Annotated in this window: 13 protein-coding genes; 5 read left to right on the top strand and 8 right to left on the bottom strand. The window is 67.6% G+C overall.

Features of this window, described 5'->3' with window-relative positions; translation table 11 throughout:
* Positions 1-2: 2 nt before the first annotated feature.
* The 4 genes from AC4BGE_RS15320 to AC4BGE_RS15305 all read right to left on the bottom strand — a co-directional run bounded on the left by AC4BGE_RS15320 (position 3) and on the right by AC4BGE_RS15305 (position 3,250).
* Positions 3-755 carry a sulfotransferase family 2 domain-containing protein gene (locus AC4BGE_RS15320; protein ID WP_490569548.1) on the bottom strand — a complete coding sequence of 251 codons (753 nt, stop codon included), beginning with the start codon at positions 753-755 and terminating at the stop codon, positions 3-5.
* Between the two features lie 34 nt (positions 756-789).
* Positions 790-1,518: a transcriptional repressor LexA gene (lexA, locus tag AC4BGE_RS15315; protein ID WP_490569547.1), complete on the bottom strand. Its 729-nt coding sequence runs from the start codon at positions 1,516-1,518 to the stop codon at positions 790-792.
* 98 nt (positions 1,519-1,616) lie between these two features.
* Complete coding sequence (locus tag AC4BGE_RS15310) at positions 1,617-2,402, bottom strand: GNAT family N-acetyltransferase (protein ID WP_490575822.1); 786 nt, start codon at positions 2,400-2,402, stop codon at positions 1,617-1,619.
* Between the two features lie 101 nt (positions 2,403-2,503).
* Entirely contained in the window at positions 2,504-3,250 is a 747-nt protein-coding gene (locus tag AC4BGE_RS15305; RefSeq protein ID WP_490575821.1) for an AAA family ATPase, read from the bottom strand.
* A 228-nt stretch (positions 3,251-3,478) separates the two neighbouring features.
* Between AC4BGE_RS15305 and AC4BGE_RS15300 the strand changes: the two genes are divergently transcribed.
* On the top strand, positions 3,479-3,868 hold the full coding sequence (locus tag AC4BGE_RS15300; RefSeq protein ID WP_490569544.1) for a LysM peptidoglycan-binding domain-containing protein: 390 nt from the start codon (positions 3,479-3,481) through the stop codon (positions 3,866-3,868).
* 199 nt (positions 3,869-4,067) lie between these two features.
* On the opposite strand, the gene AC4BGE_RS15295 is transcribed toward AC4BGE_RS15300, so the two are convergent.
* On the bottom strand, positions 4,068-4,511 hold the full coding sequence (locus tag AC4BGE_RS15295) for a hypothetical protein (protein WP_490575820.1): 444 nt from the start codon (positions 4,509-4,511) through the stop codon (positions 4,068-4,070).
* 385 nt (positions 4,512-4,896) lie between these two features.
* Here AC4BGE_RS15295 and nrdR point away from each other — a divergent pair, with 385 nt between their 5' ends.
* From nrdR to AC4BGE_RS15275, 4 genes are all read left to right on the top strand, one after another.
* Entirely contained in the window at positions 4,897-5,367 is a 471-nt protein-coding gene (gene nrdR / locus AC4BGE_RS15290; protein WP_490569542.1) for a transcriptional regulator NrdR, read from the top strand.
* Between the two features lie 108 nt (positions 5,368-5,475).
* Complete coding sequence (locus AC4BGE_RS15285) at positions 5,476-8,331, top strand: vitamin B12-dependent ribonucleotide reductase (RefSeq protein WP_490575819.1); 2,856 nt, start codon at positions 5,476-5,478, stop codon at positions 8,329-8,331.
* Positions 8,332-8,531: 200 nt separating this feature from the next.
* Positions 8,532-9,275, top strand: coding sequence for a restriction system modified-DNA reader domain-containing protein (locus AC4BGE_RS15280; protein WP_490575818.1), 744 nt, complete (start codon positions 8,532-8,534; stop codon positions 9,273-9,275).
* 149 nt (positions 9,276-9,424) lie between these two features.
* On the top strand, positions 9,425-9,961 hold the full coding sequence (locus AC4BGE_RS15275) for a hypothetical protein (protein ID WP_490575817.1): 537 nt from the start codon (positions 9,425-9,427) through the stop codon (positions 9,959-9,961).
* On the opposite strand, the gene AC4BGE_RS15270 is transcribed toward AC4BGE_RS15275, so the two are convergent.
* The 3 genes from AC4BGE_RS15270 to AC4BGE_RS15260 are packed head-to-tail and all read right to left on the bottom strand — an operon-like array spanning position 9,955 to position 14,309.
* Positions 9,955-10,353 (bottom strand): VOC family protein, encoded by a 399-nt coding sequence (locus AC4BGE_RS15270; protein ID WP_490575816.1) that lies wholly within the window; start codon positions 10,351-10,353, stop codon positions 9,955-9,957. The genes AC4BGE_RS15275 and AC4BGE_RS15270 overlap by 7 nt on opposite strands.
* A gap of 47 nt (positions 10,354-10,400) precedes the next feature.
* On the bottom strand, positions 10,401-11,189 hold the full coding sequence (locus AC4BGE_RS15265; RefSeq protein WP_490575815.1) for a hypothetical protein: 789 nt from the start codon (positions 11,187-11,189) through the stop codon (positions 10,401-10,403).
* Between the two features lie 30 nt (positions 11,190-11,219).
* Positions 11,220-14,309, bottom strand: a complete 3,090-nt coding sequence (locus AC4BGE_RS15260; protein ID WP_490575814.1) for a DEAD/DEAH box helicase — start codon at positions 14,307-14,309, stop codon at positions 11,220-11,222.
* Between the last annotated feature and the right edge of the window lie 91 nt (positions 14,310-14,400).

Here is a 14,400-nt window from a genome sequence, read left to right as displayed (position 1 = left end):
GCTCAGTAGCCGAGGATCTGGTAGTCGCGCCGGTACATCGCGCTGACCAGCTCGCGGAGCTCGTCCGAGACGTCGAGCCGACGCCCGCCGGGGGCCGTCTGGTTGCGCGGGCGGGCGGGCACGGCGGGCGCGCCGACCCGCTCGCAGACCTCGGCGAAGTCGCGGTCGAAGGTCTCCAGCCGTCCCACGAAGTCGACCCGGTCGAGGTCGATCAGTCGGGTCTGCAGCGCCAGGTGCTGGTCGGTGCCCGGGACGGCGCGCAGGTCGTGGGTGGCGGTCCACCGGGCGAACTCCTCGACCCGCTGCATCCGGGCGTGGGTGTCGCCGTCGAACTTGAAGTAGTTCGTGTTGACGACCTTGTCCTGCCAGGCCGAGAGGAACCGCTCGAGCGGGTCGCGGACGAAGGCGAAGGCGAAGTAGTCGGCGAAGAGCGCCGTCGGGTAGCGCACCCGCATCGCGTGGTCGACGTCGAGGGAGACCTCGTGGGTGGCGAAGTGGTGCCGCACGGTGCGGGTGGCGACCTTGGCGACCCGGTACCAGACGAAGCGGTGGCTGTGGCTGATCGTGAGGTTGTAGCCCAGCGCCGAGACCCAGCCGGCCTCCGCGCTCGCCCGGGAGAGCGCGTCGAGCAGGTCCTTCGACTCCGCCGTCAGCTTGAAGCGGTCGTCGGGCCGGGTGCGGAACACCTCCGGCGAGACCCCCTCGGCGAGCGGCGGGGCCGGTGAGGACTGGGGCTCTGCTCGGGACCGTCGCATCGCCGCGAGTTTAGCCTGACCTCCCGGGCCAGGATCACATGCGGCGCAGGACCGCGGTGACCTTGCCGAGGATGGTGGCGTGGGTGCCGTCGATCGGCTCGTAGGCGTCGTTGTGGGGCAGCAGCCAGACCTGGCCGTCCTTGCGCTGGAAGGTCTTGACGGTCGCCTCGCCGTCGATCATCGCGGCCACGATCTCGCCGTTGGCGGCATCCGGCTGCTGCCGGATCACCACGTAGTCGCCGCTGCAGATGGCCGCGTCGATCATCGAGTCGCCCGAGACCTCGAGGAGGAAGAGGGTGCCGTCGCCGACGAGCTGCTTGGGGAGCGGGAAGACGTCCTCGACGCGCTCCTCGGCCAGGATCGGCCCGCCGGCGGCGATCCGGCCGAGGACCGGGACGTACTGGGCGGCGGGCGCCGCGTCACCCACACCCGTCGGGTCGAACGACGACTCCTCGGCGCTGCTCATCGCCCGGCGGGCGGCCAGCACCTCGGGCAGGAAGACCTCCAGGGCCCGAGGGCGGTTGGGGTCGCGCTTGAGGTAGCCCTTCTCCTCCAGCACCTTGAGCTGGTGGGCGACGCTGCTGGAGCTGGTGAGGCCGACCTCCCGGCCGATCTCGCGCATGCTCGGCGGGTAGCCACGCTGCTCGAGCGAGTCCTTGATGGAGAGCAGGATCCGCTGCTGACGCGGGGTGAGCCCGGTCGCGTCCGGCGGCCCGTCCGGCATCGGGACGACCTTGCCGCTCGTCTCGCGCGTCTTGGGCATGCGGTGCCTCCTGGGGGTGGTGCGGTCTCGGTGACCTCACCGTAGTGCGCCAGGAGGCGGAGTTCAAACAGGTGTTCGAACGGGCGTGTCGCTCAGGGTCAGGGGCTGCAGACCCAGCTGACCACGTTGAACCCGGTACGGAAGCCCAGGTCCACCAGGGCCTGGTAGGTCTCCTCGGCGGCGATCACCGTGGCGGTGCCGGCGCCGGTCTCCCGGGCCCGGTTCATCATGGTGCCGGCCAGGGCTCGCTCGAGGCCGCGCCCGTGGGCCTGGGGGAGCGTGACGATGTTGCCCAGCATCACGCTGTTCCCGCGGCGGTGGGAGGTCCCGGCGCCCTGGGGGTCGCCGGTGAAGGAGCTGCGCGCGATGAAGAACTGGTGGTCGGCCGGGTCCATCGTGTCCAGGAAGTCCATGTGGGTGCCCCCGGCGTGCGCCGGGAGGCCGAGCCCGGCGAAGATCGTGGCCGCGACGGGCTCGGTGTGGTCGGGCCACACGACGTCGATGTAGACGTCGTCGGGGGCCTCGGGGTCGATCGGCCGGTCCAGGTTGACGTGCATCGCCGCCGCCTCGGTCGCCACCAGGCCGGCCTGGGCCAGAGCGGCCTCGAGTGCCGGGGTGGTGGTCTCGGGGGTGGTCATCCACTGGAAGGGGAGCCCTCGGTCAAGGAAGGGCGCCAGGAGCTCGGGGACGCGCCCGGCGACGTCGGCCGAGGCGATCCGGGCGTTGGCGATCACGTTGCACACCTCGAGCGGGAGGTGGGACCAGTAGACCGTGGCGTCCGGCTCTTCGACGGTCTTGAAGGCCGGGGACTGCGCCATGGTGACGACCAGGGCCTCGAGATCGGCCTCGATGGTCTCCATGGGAGTGGTCAGGAGATCGCGCATGCAGCCACGCTATTCGCGCGGGAATCACACCCGCATGCCTGAAACTGATGACATCACTGTGCTTTGTGGCGGATGGCGACCGGGCGCGGCGTTGGTGGTCCTCAGTCGAGGACGTGCCTCAGGTACTGCATCGGCGCGTCCAGGTAGCGCCGCCAGTGGCTCACCAGCTCCAGCTCGTCCCACGTCGTCTCCCGGATCCCCCACGGCCCCACCTCGAGGAGCCGGGCGCCGGGCAGGGCCGCCACCAGGGGAGAGTGGGTGGCGCACAGCACCTGCGCTCCGCGGCCGGCCAGCTCGTGCAGCGTCGCCACCAGGGCGATCTGGGCGCTGAACGACAGCGCCGCCTCCGGCTCGTCGAGGCAGTAGAGCCCGGGGGAGTCGAACCGGGAGCGCAGCAGGGCCAGGAACGACTCGCCGTGGCTCATCTCGTGGTAGCGCGGGTCCTGACCGGTGGCGAACCCCTCCTGCCGGGTGAAGTAGCCGTGCATCGTCTCGGCGCGCAGGAAGAACCCCCAGCGCGGGGCTCCCGGGGACTTCTCCAGGTCGAGCCACTGATGCAGCGGTGACTCGGTGGCACGCGTCCCCTCCTGCACGTTGCGGGTGCCCCCCTCGGCCGCGAGGCCGAACGCCATCGCCACCGCCTCCACCAGGGTCGACTTGCCGGACCCGTTCTCCCCGACGAGCAGCGTGACGCCCTCGGCCATCTCGAGTCCCTCGCGCAGCACCTGGGCGACCGCCGGGACGGAGGCGGGCCAGACGGCGTCGGGTGAGCCGGCGTCCGGCGCGGCGGCGTTGGCGACCACCCGTCGTACGACGCGTCGCTCACGCGTCCAGTCCTGCCTGCGCACGTGGCGAGGGTATCCGCCCGGCCGGCGGGGCGACACGCCATCGAACAATTGTTCGGCCAGGTCCTTGATTCGTTCGAACACCTGATCTAACGTCGCACATGTGTTCGATCGAACGTGTGATCGAGACGGATCGCCCCAGTGCTTCGTCAGGACTGTCGGTGGTCGCAGTTAGACATCAGTTCGACAGCAACACCCACAGGCTGACCGCCACTTCCCCAGGAGGTCCCGATGAGCACGATGACTCTCACCCCCACCCGCCAGCTCGCCCCCGTCCGTGAGCTGCGGCCTGCTGCGCCCCGTGCGGAGGTTCGACCGGAGCGGGGCGGCGTCCGCCTGACCCGGCGCGGCCGTGTCGTCGTCTTCGTCGCCGCTCTCCTCTTCGTGCTTGTCGCGGGAGTCTTCCTGGGCGGCGGCTCTGTCGCCACGCAGGAGTCGGGCACGCCGGCGCCCACCGAGATCGTGATGGTCGAGGACGGCGACACCCTGTGGGGCATCGCCGCCGCGATCGCCGAAGACGGTGACGTGCGCGCCGTGATGGGGGAGATCGAGCGGCTCAACGCCCTCGACTCCGGGATGGTCACGATCGGCCAGAAGCTCCGCGTCCCGCTCGCTGAGTGACGAAGCCGCTGGCCTCACCCCTCCAGCCTCCACCGGTCGCTTCGACCCCGGCCGGTGGATACAACTGAATAGTTTCCGCCGGTCGCCTCGACCCCGGCCGGCGGATGGGGAAGACAAGAGGCGGGGCCCTGCCGGGCCCCGCCTCTCCCTGTGTCCAAGGGTGGACGTCGTCGTGGGGCCCGCCGTCGGTACGGGCAGGTCAGCGGCGAGAGATCCGGCGACCGCCGGGAGGCCGAGCTGCCCGGGCCGGGGGAGCGGGGGCCGGGTCCGACGTGGGCTCGGCCGGCCCCGGGAGGTCCTCCGGCTCGGAGCGGTGGGCGGCAGCTTCTCTGGCCAGCCCGAGCGCCGCGGTCAGACGGGAGGCGAGCATCAGCCCCACGAAGAGGCAGGCCATGGCGCCCAGCGAGGCGAGCGCCAGCATCAGCCAGCCGCCGGAGCTGCCGGAGCGTCCGGCGATGCCGAAGTCGATGGCGGCGTAGACGAGATAGCCCCAGGCGATCACGCAGAGGGTGATCCCGGCGGCGAGCCCCAGGATTGCTGGGTCGAAGGGCGGCGCGGAGCGCGCGGGCCGGGCGGCGCGGGCCGGGCGGCTCGCGCGGGCAGGAGCCGCCCGCCTCGCGCCTGCTCTCTTCCCCGTCGCCACGGCCTCATTGTGTCAGGCCGGTCCAGTCCCGCGGCCCGGGGATCGGGGCCGCGACACGCCGCGGTCCAGACCGATCCGGACCCCGGCAGGGGCCCTGACCTGCGACTTTGCCGGTGCCCGAGGGCGTCCTGCGAAACCGGGCGCCGACTTCGCCGGTTCAGGTTGCGCAGGTGGTGCCGGGGACGTACGGTTACCACTACATCTAGTAGTTACACCGTTGTGGTTTTCCACATGTAGTTAACAGTCGCCGGGCTCCCACCCACAGGCGAAGCCGATTCATCCACAGGAAATAGCCGCTCATCCACAGGTGTTAGACCTGTAAGGGCGGTGTCGTCGCGGTGCCCGGAAGGGCTCCTCTCCTCGACCCGAACGGAAGGAGACCCCCATGCACTGTCCGCACTGCCGGCACACCGACACGCGGGTCCTCGACTCCCGGGTCTCCGACGACGGCGGCCAGATCCGCCGCCGGCGTACCTGCCAGGCCTGCGGCAAGCGGTTCAGCACCGTCGAGCAGATGCAGCTGCTGGTGCTCAAGCGCTCCGGCGCCACCGAGCCGTTCGCCCGGGAGAAGGCCATCCACGGGGTCCGCAAGGCCTGCAAGGGCCGGCCGGTGACCGAGGACCAGCTGGCCTGCCTCGGCCAGGCGGTCGAGGACACCCTGCGCAGCGAGGGGGTCGCCGAGGTGCCGGCCCACGAGGTCGGCCTCGCCATCCTCAGCCCGCTGCGCGAGCTCGACGAGGTCGCCTACCTGCGCTTCGCCTCCGTCTACCGCGCGTTCGAGAGCGCGGCCGACTTCGAGGCGGAGATCGCCATGCTGCGCGCCGAGCGCGCGGCGCTGCCCGTCCCGACGGGCTAGCCCACGATCCGCCCGGCACGTAGTGGGGAAGCTGCGTGCCGGGCGCTCAACACAGAGCAAGAACCAGATGACAGACCGACGCAACGAAGCCAGGACTGAGGAGAACCCATGACGAAGACGGTGAACAAGGGGGGCCTGAAGATGCAGCGCATCTTCAGCACCGAAGGCACCCACCCCTACGACGCGATCAACTGGGAGCGCCGCGACGTCGTCCAGACCAACTGGAAGACCGGCGAGGCTGTCTTCGAGCAGCGCGGCGTCGAGTTCCCCGACTTCTGGAGCGTCAACGCCTCCACGATCGTCACCACCAAGTACTTCCGTGGCGCCGTGGGCACCGACGCGCGCGAGTGGAGCCTCAAGCAGCTCATCGACCGCGTGGTGAAGACCTACACCAAGGCCGGCATCGACCACGGCTACTTCGCGACCCCCGCGGACGCCGAGATCTTCGAGCACGAGCTCACCTGGCTGCTGGTCAACCAGTACTTCTCGTTCAACTCCCCGGTCTGGTTCAACGTCGGCACCTCTTCCCCGCAGCAGGTGTCGGCCTGCTTCATCCTCAGCGTCGACGACTCCATGGACTCGATCCTCAACTGGTACAAGGAAGAGGGGTTCATCTTCAAGGGCGGTTCTGGCGCCGGCCTCAACCTCTCCCGCATCCGCTCCTCCAAGGAGCTGCTGAGCAGCGGCGGCACGGCCTCGGGCCCGGTCTCCTTCATGCGCGGTGCCGACGCCTCCGCGGGCACCATCAAGTCGGGCGGCGCCACGCGCCGGGCCGCCAAGATGGTCGTCCTGGACGTCGACCACCCCGACATCGTCGAGTTCGTCGAGACCAAGGCGCGCGAGGAGGACAAGATCCGCGCGCTGCGCGACGCCGGGTTCGACATGGACCTGGGCGGCAAGGACATCACCTCCGTGCAGTACCAGAACGCCAACAACTCGGTGCGCGTCAGCGACGAGTTCATGCGGGCGGTCGAGGACGGCCGTGAGTTCGGCCTGCGGGCCCGCGACACCGGCGAGGTCATCGAGACCGTCGACGCCCGTGAGCTCTTCGCCAAGATCAGCAAGGCCGCCTGGGAGTGCGCCGACCCGGGCCTGCAGTACGACGACACCATCAACGACTGGCACACCAACCCCGAGACCGGCCGGATCACCGCGTCCAACCCGTGCTCGGAGTACATGTCGCTCGACAACTCCTCGTGCAACCTGGCGTCGCTCAACCTGCTGAAGTTCCTCAAGGACGACGACACCTTCGACGCCGACCTCTTCGCCAAGGCGGTCGAGTTCATCATCACCGCGATGGACATCTCGATCTGCTTCGCCGACTTCCCGACCGAGTCGATCGGCCAGACCACCGTCGACTACCGCCAGCTCGGCATCGGCTACGCCAACCTCGGCGCGCTGCTGATGGCGATGGGCCTGGGCTACGACTCCGAGGGTGGCCGCTCGATGGCCGCCGCGATCACCAGCCTGATGACCGGGACGTCGTACAAGCGCTCCGCCGAGCTCGCCTCCGTGGTGGGCCCGTACGCCGGCTACGCCCGCAACGCCGAGGCCCACAAGCGGGTCATGCGCAAGCACCAGTCGGCCAACGACCAGGTGCGGGTGCTGCACACCGAGGACAGCCGGGTGCTCAAGCTGGCCACGAGCGCGTGGGCCGAGGTGATCAAGCTGGGCGAGAAGAACGGCTTCCGCAACGCACAGGCCTCCGTGCTCGCGCCCACCGGCACCATCGGCTTCATGATGGACTGCGACACCACGGGCATCGAGCCCGACTTCTCCCTGGTGAAGTTCAAGAAGCTGGTCGGCGGCGGCTCGATGCAGATCGTCAACCAGACGGTGCCGCGGTCGCTGAAGAAGCTGGGCTACCAGCCCGAGCAGATCGAGGCGATCGTCGCCTACATCGCCGAGCACGGCCACGTCATCGACGCGCCGGGTCTCAAGCAGGAGCACTACGAGGTCTACGACACCGCGATGGGTGCGCGCGCGCTGGCCCCGATGGGCCACGTGCGGATGATGGCGGCGTGCCAGCCGTTCCTCTCCGGTGCGATCTCCAAGACGGTCAACCTGCCGGAGAACGCCACGGTCGAGGAGATCTCCGACATCTACCTTCAGTCCTGGAAGCTGGGGCTCAAGGCGACGGCGGTCTACCGCGACAACTGCAAGGTCGGCCAGCCGCTGGCCAGCGGCAAGGGCGAGAACAAGGGCCAGGACTCCAACAAGGCCGCGGCCGCCGCCGTCGAGCCGACCGTGGTGGAGAAGGTCGTCTACGCCCCCACCCGCAAGCGGCTGCCCAAGTCGCGGGTCTCGCGGACCACGTCGTTCACCGTCGGCGGTGCCGAGGGCTACATGACCTCCGGTGCCCACGACGACGGCGAGCTCGGCGAGGTCTTCCTCAAGCTCGGCAAGCAGGGCTCGACCCTGGCCGGCGTGATGGACGCCTTCTCGATCGCGGTCTCGATCGGCCTGCAGTACGGCGTCCCGCTGGAGACCTACGTCTCGAAGTTCACCAACCTGCGCTTCGAGCCCGCCGGTCTCACCGACGACCCGGACGTCCGGATGGCGCAGTCGATCATGGACTACATCTTCCGCCGCCTGGCTCTGGACTACATGTCCTTCGACGAGCGGTCGATGCTCGGCATCTACTCCGCCGAGGAGCGGCAGCGCCACCTCGAGACCGGCTCCTACGAGCCGCTCGTCGAGATCAGCGAGGCCGAGTCCCTGAAGACCGACACCGCGTCCTTCGACCTCGAGGAGGTCGAGACCAAGGACACCCACGGTGCCGAGGCCCGCGAGGTGCCGGCTCGCCCGACCACCGGCGAGGCGCACACTTCCGCCGAGCTCTTTGAGAAGCTCACCGGGACCGCGGTCGACAGCCCGCTCTGCATGACGTGTGGGACCAAGATGCGTCCGGCTGGGTCGTGCTACGTGTGCGAAGGGTGCGGGAGCACCTCGGGTTGCAGCTGATCTGACCTGCATAGGACGACAGTCCGATGCTGAGCGAACGACAAGTGCTGCGACAAGTACTGCGACAGGTGCTGCGACAAGTGCTGAGTTCGTGATCAGCCACTGAACGACAACGACTGAGCCCCCGAAGGAATCCTTCGGGGGCTCAGGCGTTCTTGCTTGGTGCTTTCGACCAACACGCGGCGCTACGCATCGCGGTCGTGGAGCGCAACCACGCCATGCGCGTCGACGCATCCGAGTGGGACAAGCCGGGCGTCTACATCCTTCTCGACCCGCCGCAAGCCGACGGCTCGTGGGGCTGCTACGTCGGGAAGGCACCGGCTGGCCTGCGGAGCAGGCTCACCGCGCACGTGCGAGGCAAAGACCACTGGCGGCGTGCCCTGCTGGTGCAACGCGACACGACACATGGGTTCAACTCCGCACAGGTCGCCCTGCTCGATGCCGCCGAAGACGCCCGCCCCTCCAACGGGAACCGCCCCTCGGATGAGACCCTGCCCGCGTTCGAACGCGCCTCGCTCCAGAACGCGATCACCCCAATCGCCCGCGTCCTCAGACTGTTGGGCTACGACACCGCCACCGCTGACGACTCGGGCACCATCACCACGACCACCCGTGCCACCCGGACCAGCCGCTTCGTGGGCATCACCCTCAAGCAAATCATCACAGCAGGCTTCCTCCCCACCACCCCCACGACAGTGACGTCCACCAACTCGGCGTGGCCAGCCAGCGGCACCCTCAACACCGACGGCACTATCCCCTACCAAGGCGCCACCTACCCCACGCCCTCGGCAGCAGCCGCCGCCGTGAAGGGCGGCGCAGCGAACGGCTGGGACTTCTGGGCCACCGAAGACGCAAGCGGCAAAACCACCCTCGCCACATGGCGTGCTCGCTTCGTTGACGCCAAGACAGCGCCGAGTGCCTCACCGCCGCCAACGGTCGCTTGAGACTGTCAGCGAAGCAGGCACCTGTCGTCGACTGCTGTTGAATTGTTGACAGGCTCCCTCCGATGGTCGTCCTATAGAAAGTCAAATGACGGGGCGATAGAGGGCGTGCAGTCATTATCCCCCACGCGAATCATGAAGGGCAGTGCGACATGAATGTCGAAACCAAGAGGTCTCAGTGCGTTACGGGATTCGTCGTACTTTCTGCGCTCATCGCCGTTAGTGGTGGTTTGCTCGCGGACCTGCTGTTCCCGCAGAAGCACATGATGGCTCCCGGCGGCCGTACTAACCACGGGCTGGAGGTTGCGTTTAATAGCAGTGCCATCTTCTACGCGTCGGTGTTTGTGGTCAGCCTTCCCCTTGGCCTGCTCACCTTCGGATCTCGCACCACCGCCGTCATCCATGAGTCGGCGGTCGCCGTCGCAGGCATCCTTGCCGCGCTGGTCATCGGTTTACACCTGTACAGTGAGATGGAGTGGAGTCGCGAGTCCATGGTGGGGGGGATCCTCACCCAGCCGAGTCCGGAGCACTACGCCACCATCCTTGTCGCCGGACTAGTTGCTTGGGTTCTGCTGCTCGTCCCGCTGGCTCGGCGAGTGGGTCACCGGTGGCGGAGCGGCCAAGAGGACGCGGTCGGATCCGACCTGTCGTCTGATACGTCATCCTACTGTCGTCTACGGGATCAGTGAGGTTGCAGAAACTCCAGCCGGTTGCCGTTGTTGTCCTCGGTATAGAACCGCCGCATACCGGGGAAGGCGTCATCCCACGTCAAGGGCCACTGGTGCGCGCTGAGCCGCTGCGCCAGCGCGTCCAGATCGGAGACGAGCAGTCCCGGGTGCGCCTTCTTCTGCGGCCTGAAGTCCGCCTCCACACCGAGGTGGATCTCCAGTGAGTCGGCGCGGACCCATAGTCCGCCGCGTGCAGCGAGCGCCGCGGGCTTCTGAACCTCGGTCAGGCCGAGTACGCCGACGTAGAACGCACGGCACGCGTCCTCACCGCCGGGCGGCAGAGCCAACTGAACGTGATGCAGCCCGAAGTTGAACTCCGTGGTCTTGGCCGGATCTTCATAGGGCTGAATCACGTGGGCGCTCCTGGTGTCTTGATGTCAAGAGTCTGACATGAAGGTCGCTACATGCCCGTGCACAGAAGCTCAGGGTCGCCAACGAGCGGATATGCATTCAGCTCGGGCGCAGAGGTGTTGGTCGCGGAGAGTGACATTCGGTAGGGAAGGTTCAGTGCGACCTCGAACGGATGGGCGGCGCCGGGAGTCAGGACGGGGGAGGTCCAGAGCGGCTGCTCCTCAGCCGAGAGCGTCACCGTGCCAGTGGTCCCATCCGCAGACGCGTCCGAGAGACCGGCGAGACCACGGAACATCTTGCAGTTGCGCCCAGGGGTGTAGCGCGATTCCCAGGAGCGGGCGGGGTAGTAGGTCAATCCGCCCCACGCCGGCATCCGGCGGCCAGAGAGGGTCGTCTCCGTGACGCCCGTCGCGGTGGTCTGCTGGTACGGCGTGAACTCACGAAGCGGGATCCACCGCCACACCTTGATGGCCACCGGCTTGGACGCCTTGCTGCGTCCTGCCTTGGTCTCGATGCGCACGCGGAACCTCTTGGTGTTCTCGTGCTGGGCGGTGATCTTGAAGACAAGCTTCTTGCGCCCGCGGACTGCCATGGCCTTCACCGGCTCCCACGTGGACAGAGTCGAGTAGATCGACTTCTCGAAACTCTCAAGAGTCGCCTTGCGGACGTTCTTGGCAGCCGGAATGCGTGCACGGATCTCCAGCACGTCGCCCTCCACCACTTCGGCCGTTTGGCGAGGAGTCATGATGACTGGTTTCGCGGACGCGGCTTGCGCCACGCCAGCGGGCATGACGAGTGCCAGAGTGCACAGAAGGACGGGCGAGAGACGTCGGAACACGGGACCTCCTAGAAATGGCAGAAGCAGTGACTACTGAGCGACCGCGGACGCGTGGTTGAAGAAGTCCGTCGGCATCTGGGTTCGGAGTCGCCAGGTGATGGCGATCGGCCGATCGCCGGTGTGGCTGACGTACGTAGCCGGCCCCAAGAACAGGTAGGGCGCGGTCCCGAACTCGTCCTTGGGCTCCTGACGGGCGAACAGCAGCACCGTGCTGGACCCGCTGAGGTAGCGCTGACCAGTCTTCGACTGCACCGACGTCGTGGACTGTGACTCCCAGTGGAACAGGTCTCGGGAGATCGGGTAGTCGGCGTACATGGTGGTGGGGGAGTAGTCGGCTTCAGACTTCTTCAGGGTGATGAAGAACGCGTCCACGTTGAGGTCGGGGAGGTAGAGCACGCCCTCGCGGAAGCTGTTGGGCAGACGAGGAAAGTCGAGCGCCGCGAGAATCTCTTCGCGCTGGTAGCGGGCATGAATCTGCAGCGGAACGCCGCTCAACGACTCGTCGAGCGGGACGGGTACGTGCCGAGCCGCTTGGAAACTCAGGTTCACGACGGTGGAGATCTCGGCGCGCGTCGCCACCTCCCGACGGACCGCGTCGAATCCGTCCGTGACGCTCTCGTAGCCACCCCCGTCCGACCACAGGGAGTAATAGAGCATGCGGGCGAGGCGCTGCTCCACGGGCGACAGGTCGTCGTACTTGGCGGAGTCCCCCTCGAGGAAGCCGCTGTAGAACGACGCACGGACCGGGTCGTCGACGTGCGCGAACGCGCGCACGCGTTTGAGCAACCTTTGCTCAAGATCCGATCCGGGCAGGGTGGGGAGCCCGGCATCCTTCCGAAGCTTGGTCCAGGAGTGACTGCCACGGCGCAGGACGTCGCTGAGCTCAAGTCCCGATCCGGCCAGGAAGGAGTCAAGCGTCTTGTCCTGGCGATGACGAAGCTGAGCAACGATCTGGGTCCAGCGATTCCCCAACTGGGACTTGAGGTTTTCCAGCACCACCTGCTGGGTCTGCCGGTCCAGACGAACCTGGCATCCGGACGGGAGGAAGGGGAAGTCCTCTTGGACAGCCTTCTCCAGCTGTTTGCCGTGAAGTCCGGTCAGGGCGGCGAACCTGCTGCCGAAGTCGAACTCCTTGCGGTGATAGCCCACGAAATCCAGCACGGTGAGCACGGCTTTGGTGTGCGTGCGCCGTAGGCCGCGTCCGAGCTGCTGCATGAAGATCGTGGCGCTCTGCGTGGGGCGGAGGAACAGCACCGTGTCGACCTCAGGAATGTCGAGCCCCTCATTGAAGACGTCCACGGTGAAGAGGACGTTGACACGAGCATCCCGCAGATCGCGCAGTGACTGGGCCCGCTGGTCCTGCGGGGTCGCGCCCGTCACGGACTGGGCGGGAATGCCCGCATCATTGAAGGCGCGGGTCATGTACTCGGCGTGCGCCACGCTGACACAGAAGCCGAGTGCCCTCATGCGTGCGACGTCGGCGACCTTGTCCCGTACGGCCGCCAGGATGATGCGTGAACGCACGTCATTGCCCGTGAAGACGTTGTCCAGTTGCGTGTCGTCGTAGCGACCACGCGCCCAGGTCACGGCCCGAAGGTCGGTGCCATCGGCCACGGCGAAGTAGTGGAAGGGACACAGGAGATCGGCTCCTAGGGCGTCCCACAGCCTGAGTTCCGCGGCGGTGCGGCCCTCGAAGAAGCCACGCACGTCCAACCCATCCGCCCGTTCGGGGGTCGCGGTGAGGCCCAGGAGCTCTCGCGGCTGAAGGTGTTCCAAGAGCCGCCGATAGGTGCGAGCTTCTGCGTGATGGAACTCGTCGATGACCACGATGTCGTACGCGTCGGCAGGGATGTTCGCGATGCCGTACGACGTCAGCGACTGGACGCTGGCGAACACGTGCTTCCAGCGCTCCGGTCGCTGACCACCCACATAGAGCTCTCCGAAGTCGCCGTCGCCCAGCACCTCGCGGTAGGTGCGCATGGACTGCTTGAGAATCTCCTGGCGATGAGCCACGAACAGCAGGCTTGGTTGTGATCCTGCGGCTCGAGCCAGGTTGCGGTAGTCCAGGGCCGCGATCACCGTCTTGCCCGTTCCGGTGGCGGCGACTACGAGGTTGCGATGGCGGTTGTGCAGCACACGCTCGACCTCGATCGCGTCCAACATCTCTTGCTGGTAGGCGTAAGGACGGACGTCGAGCCCGGCCAGCGTGATCGTGACGCGGTCAGAGGCTTTGACTCCCTTGGCCTCAAGGAGGGCGTCGTCCAACCGGTCTGCGTCCCGCTCCGGGTCGTAGGGCTCGAACTCGGGACTGTTCCAATATGAGTCGAAGGTGGCTCGGAACTTGTCCAGGAGACTGGGCGTGGCAGCCGCGCTGAGCCGCACGTTCCACTCGACGCCCTCGAGCATCGCCGAGGTGGTCAGGTTGGACGACCCGACGTACGCCGTGTCGTAGCCCGTGGCTCGACCGAACATCCACGCCTTGGCGTGCAGGCGGGTGCGCTTGGCGTCGTACTGGATCTTCACCTGCGCCCCGAAGTCCCGGACCAAGCGGTCCAAGGCGCGTCGCTCGGTGCCACCGATGTACGTGGTCGTCACCACTCGAATGGGGACCCCGGCCTGACGAGCGTGCTCGAGCTCTTGCTCGATGAGTCGCAGCCCGTGCCACATGACGAAGGCGCAGAGGAGATCGATCGAGTCCGCTGAGGTGATCTCGGCGCGCAGTTCCGAGGCGAGGCTGGGCTCCCCCTGGGCATTGGTCAGGAGCGCGGCGTCGTTGAGCGGAGTCTTGGGGCGCAGCGAGGGCCGCACGGGTGACCCAGGGCCTGGCTGAGGAAGGACGGCGTGCAACTCCTGCACTGGCGACAGCACGGCGTCGGCGCTGGTGTCTTGGATAGACCTCAGGATGGAGTTCGCGGTCGCGAGGCGGGCTACCGGGTCTTTCACTGACGCCAAGCGCGCGTGCAGTGCTGACGCCAGGTGCCGGGTCAGGACGTGCGGCTGGTCCGCGTCATCGACCCTGCCTAGATCGATCTGGCGAGGGTCGCCGACGAGCCGCGCATCGAGCTGCTCAGTCCACAAGGACTCGTAGAGTCCGGACGGGAACTCGCTCTCCTGGGCCACGGCTGGGAGCTTGCCAGGAGTTCCACGCGTGGGTGGGAAAAGCGCAGATTCGTCGGAGTCGTCAGGGGGATGAGGTCGAGCCCGTCGCGCC

The sequence above is a fragment of the Nocardioides sp. Z50_6 genome, from assembly GCF_058215755.1.
The sequence above is the reverse complement of the archived record's forward strand: the minus strand, read 5'-3'. Positions and strand labels throughout refer to the sequence as shown.

Coding starts and splice junctions, on each gene's coding strand:
- AC4BGE_RS15320 (WP_490569548.1), bottom strand. CDS start 755: ATGCGACGGTCCCGAGCAGAGCCCCAGTCCTCACCGGCCCCGCCGCTC.
- lexA (WP_490569547.1), bottom strand. CDS start 1,518: ATGCCCAAGACGCGCGAGACGAGCGGCAAGGTCGTCCCGATGCCGGAC.
- AC4BGE_RS15310 (WP_490575822.1), bottom strand. CDS start 2,402: ATGCGCGATCTCCTGACCACTCCCATGGAGACCATCGAGGCCGATCTC.
- AC4BGE_RS15300 (WP_490569544.1), top strand. CDS start 3,479: ATGAGCACGATGACTCTCACCCCCACCCGCCAGCTCGCCCCCGTCCGT.
- nrdR (WP_490569542.1), top strand. CDS start 4,897: ATGCACTGTCCGCACTGCCGGCACACCGACACGCGGGTCCTCGACTCC.
- AC4BGE_RS15285 (WP_490575819.1), top strand. CDS start 5,476: ATGACGAAGACGGTGAACAAGGGGGGCCTGAAGATGCAGCGCATCTTC.
- AC4BGE_RS15275 (WP_490575817.1), top strand. CDS start 9,425: ATGAATGTCGAAACCAAGAGGTCTCAGTGCGTTACGGGATTCGTCGTA.